The sequence below is a fragment of the Treponema sp. genome (genome assembly GCF_052169735.1).
In the GTDB taxonomy this organism is placed as follows: Bacteria; Spirochaetota; Spirochaetia; order Treponematales; family Treponemataceae; genus Treponema.
On sequence record NZ_JBQNBW010000106.1, the window covers coordinates 1 to 4071 of the forward strand.

The window sequence follows — 4071 nt, forward strand, 5'->3', positions numbered from 1 at the left end:
CCTCCTCATAGAGTATATTCTTTTCAGCCATTTACACAATTCTTTTTACAGGACCTGTTATATTGTCGATTCTTCTCGTAGCGCTTCAAGCACTACCTTTGTTTTGAAGTCCTTACTAAATGTTTGTCTCGTTTTAGTCATTTCTTGCTTCTCCCTCATTCTCTTTACTCTTTCCACCTTAAATTACTCTCTTTTTCTGTTCTGTTATACTGGCTCATTATAGTTATAATGCGGAATCCCTGGCAGACAAAATGCGGCATATTTACAAAGGAGAGCATGTTCGCTATACTTAAATCCATGCTTGCTCAAACTCTGACGGTATTAGACCTCCTCGATCTTGATTTGACGGAGCATGATGCGCTTCATCTTCACTGTATATGCGGACAGAACGGCTTAACACGCAGTATTACAGTTGCCGATTTGAACCGGCCGGGGCTTGCACTATCAGGGTTCTTTGACTCTTTCGCTTATCAGCGGGTACAGCTTTTCGGCAGAGGCGAATGTGCATATTTACAAAAAATTCTCGGCAATAATTATACCGAAACGATTAAAACTATATTCACTTATGACATACCTTGCTGCATCTTTTCTCATAGTATTCCGCCGCCGCCTCTTTTTATAGAGCTTGCCGAAGGGCGGAATTGCCCCGTACTGCAAACTGATCTTCCGTCCAGTGAACTTTCGATTCGGCTTATGCGGGTACTTTCTAATGTGTTTGCACCAGCTATGACAATACACGGCGTTTTAGTAGAAGTGTATGGACTCGGTATTCTCATTTTAGGCGATTCCGGTGTCGGTAAGAGTGAAACGGCACTGGAGCTGATTGAACGCGGACACCGGCTCGTGTCTGATGATGTCGTTGAAATTAACTGCATCAACGGCAATAGTTTAATAGGCAGGGGCGCTAATAAGATCATCGGACACCACATGGAGATACGCGGCTTAGGTATCATCAATATTATGCAGCTATATGGTGTCCGTTCAGTACGGGAACGCAAGCAGATTCAGCTTGTTGCAAAGCTGGAAGAATGGGATTCTCACAAAGTCTATGACAGAATCGGTACCGAAGAGCTTACAACAGAATTACTTGGCGTTAAGCTGCCTTTTTTAGAGATTCCTGTAAAATCCGGCAGAAATATTCCGATCATCTTAGAAACGGCTGCGATGAATGAACGGTTAAAAAGCCTCGGATTTTTTTCAGCAAAAGACTTTAACCAAAACATCCTGCGTTGGATGGAAAGTAGTCCAAGCCGTGTACCCTATTATTCGGCAGACGATACATATTAGACCTATCGGTGACTGCGTTTTCGAATAGGTCAACGAGTTCTAAATCGTACAAATAGCACGATGCGTGAACATCGTATTTCAAGGTAACCTGTTCAGAAAGGTCAGTTTCCGAACAGGTTTATTGATATGGAGGGCATCTTGTAAAACTGAAATGTTTTAGGGGGATGCTTCAACTTGATTTTAAGGATGTGTCTATGATAACAAAAACAATTATTGTACAAAACCGTGCGGGTATTCATGCAAGACCTGCATCCCTCATCGTAGAAATGGCAAATAAATTTCAGTCCTCCATTATGATAGAAAAAGCAGGTATTAGTATTAATGCCCGTTCCATTATGGGGGTGATGACCATGGCAGCAGGGTATCAAACGGAATTACTGATTACTGCGGAAGGTAGTGACGAAGCTGAAGCGATTGCTGCCTTTGAACAGCTTTTTGCAACAAAATTTGAAGAAGACTAATAGCATCTCATGAGTGTTCCCCTCTGGCTTTTTACCGGTCCCGAACTGGGAGAACGGAATGAAGCGCTTGAAGCTCTGCGCAAAACAATAGAAAAAAAGTACGGTCAACTTGATAATCACCTCTTCTATGCAGCCGACACTCCGCTTGCAACGGTCATAGACACTATCCGGAATGGAGCTTTGTTTGCAGATGCCCGGTTTGCCGTTGTCAGAAATGCGGAGGCAATCAAAAAGAAAGAAGATATACAGCTCCTTACCCAATGGGTAGAACAAAAAGAGGCTGATGGGGCTTTCCTTGTGCTTATCTCTGATGAAATCAGTATTGATAAAAAAATTGAAGCCTTAGTGCCGAAAGAGCAAAAAAAGATATTCTGGGAGCTTTTTGAAAATAAAAAACAGGATTGGGTACGCCGATTTTTCTCACAGGCGCGCATCCGTATTGATACGGAAGCCATTGCAGTGCTTTTAGAGCTGGTTGAAAACAATACCGAAGCCCTGAAAACAGCGTGTACACATATCGGTCTTTTTTTTGAACCGGGGACTCAGCTTACCGCTGATAGTATAGAACAAGTTCTTGCACATAATAAGGAAGAAACAGCTTTTACCCTCTTTGATGCACTCAGTAAGGATAATATTGAGTATGCGCTCAATATCCGGCAAAAACTCACCTTATCCAAGGAATCCTCTCCCGTACAGCTCATTGCCGGGCTTACCTATTGTTTTAGACGCTTAGCTGATTGGCATCTTGCAGCTCAGAACGGTGCACTTGATGATTTTAGCTTGAAAAAAATAGGTTTTACCTCAAAAAAAGCAATAGATCAGTATCGCAGGGCAAGCCGTCAATGGGATGAGCAGGCTGTGCACCGTATTATATCTCTTTTAAATACAACTGATATGCGTATCCGTGCAGCAGGGCAAGAGCTGTCAACAGTACTGCTTGATACTTGTCTTTACAGTATTATGAAGCGGAATGGAGAATCCTTAGCCGATTATTCAGCATCGGCACGGCTTATATAGCCCCTTAAAATGCGTTACCGATTTTTGAACACTGTTTTTTAATGTATGTTCATGTATATTGATTATGACTGTATCGAAAAACATCGCTGTTGTGTGAACAACCGCCGTCCGTGGCGATGTTGAGCAGCGTACGTCCGTGTACACTGCTCAACGGCAAGTTTTTCTCATCGAAAAACTTGCTGCTGTATGGAACCACCGCCATCCGTGGCGGTGGTGAATAAGCATCTGTTTCACAATGCTCTACAATTTTTCAAAAAAACGATTAATTCTGTCTGCAGAAAATTGATTATGCGCTACAGCGTGATCTTTAATTACTATTTTATCTTCTTTTGATAAAACAACGCCTTCTTGTTTTAATCCGGTCAATAGCGTTTCGATATCCATTAAAGGTAAATGCCGGCACATAAACGGTATCGCTTTGCAGATTATCGGCTCTTTCATGCCGGGTGTCATTGCTTCAAGTTCTTCATCGATATATTGCTGAATATCATCGGTTTCTATCAGGTACTGGCGTTTAACAGCGGTAAATAGTTTTAATTTTGTATCGACCGGCGCATTACACAAAATAATCGCGGTAAAAAGATTAACACCGTCAAGACGGATATCTAATGCTGATTGCTGCGTTTTCTCCAATTCTTTTTGAAACCCTGCAAGGTCTGCTTTTTCTAAAATGAATACTAATGGGTTGCTCATAATGCTATCCTCCTTAATAATAAATCTACTCGGTGCTAATTGTAAGTATATCATCAAAATATGGTATAAGAAACCCCTCTGTCGACAGGGCTTCCGCATTATAAATAGTGTCAAAAAAAATAGTAGCTTACATGGTATAAATGGCGGTAAAATGTTCTTAGGGGAAAGATGTACAAAAGGCAGCTTTCGCAATGAGGGCGCATTGGGGGATAGAAAATAACCTCCACTGGGTTCTCGATGCAATTCTCTATGAGGATTATTGTTTGGTGCGGAAAGACAATGCGGCAGCGAACTTAAGCGTTTTACGAAAAATTGTCTTGAATATTCTGGGATCGGTTGATTTCTCGAATATTGTAAAAGCAAAAGAAATGCCGCTTCTCCATAAGCAGCACCTATGCAACAAACGAGATGATTGCTATTGCCTCGATAGAGTATTGCAGTCGTTATAATGCGGAATCCCTGACGGTAGATATGCCGTATATTTGCAAAAGATGATAACCATGCTATACTACCGCTATGAATTTACCACGTAAACTGCCGCTCGGCGTGCAAAGTTTTAAAGATTTACGGGAAAAAGGGTTTCTTTATGTGGATAAAACAGCATACCTTTTTC

General features: G+C 41.6%; 6 protein-coding genes. 5 read left to right on the top strand and 1 reads right to left on the bottom strand.

What is annotated here, in order from left to right:
• Nucleotides 1-297: 297 nt before the first annotated feature.
• The 3 genes from hprK (at nt 298) to holA (ending at nt 2765) form a co-directional block, all read left to right on the top strand.
• Nucleotides 298-1287 (top strand): HPr(Ser) kinase/phosphatase, encoded by a 990-nt coding sequence (hprK, locus tag ACTTJ8_RS11430; protein ID WP_442719792.1) that lies wholly within the window; start codon nt 298-300, stop codon nt 1285-1287.
• Nucleotides 1288-1481: 194 nt separating this feature from the next.
• A complete protein-coding gene (locus ACTTJ8_RS11435) occupies nt 1482-1748 on the top strand; it encodes an HPr family phosphocarrier protein (RefSeq protein WP_442719791.1) in 267 nt (88 codons plus the stop codon).
• 9 nt (nt 1749-1757) lie between these two features.
• Nucleotides 1758-2765 (top strand): DNA polymerase III subunit delta, encoded by a 1008-nt coding sequence (gene holA, locus ACTTJ8_RS11440; RefSeq protein ID WP_442719790.1) that lies wholly within the window; start codon nt 1758-1760, stop codon nt 2763-2765.
• A 240-nt stretch (nt 2766-3005) separates the two neighbouring features.
• Here holA and ACTTJ8_RS11445 read toward each other — a convergent pair whose 3' ends face one another.
• Complete coding sequence (locus tag ACTTJ8_RS11445) at nt 3006-3458, bottom strand: hypothetical protein (RefSeq protein ID WP_442719789.1); 453 nt, start codon at nt 3456-3458, stop codon at nt 3006-3008.
• Between the two features lie 191 nt (nt 3459-3649).
• On the opposite strand from ACTTJ8_RS11445, the gene ACTTJ8_RS11450 reads away from it, so the two are divergent.
• On the top strand, nt 3650-3907 hold the full coding sequence (locus ACTTJ8_RS11450; RefSeq protein ID WP_442719788.1) for a hypothetical protein: 258 nt from the start codon (nt 3650-3652) through the stop codon (nt 3905-3907).
• A gap of 67 nt (nt 3908-3974) precedes the next feature.
• Nucleotides 3975-4071, top strand: a 97-nt coding sequence (locus ACTTJ8_RS11455; RefSeq protein WP_442721261.1) for an AAA family ATPase, incomplete at its 3' end; no start/stop codon positions are given.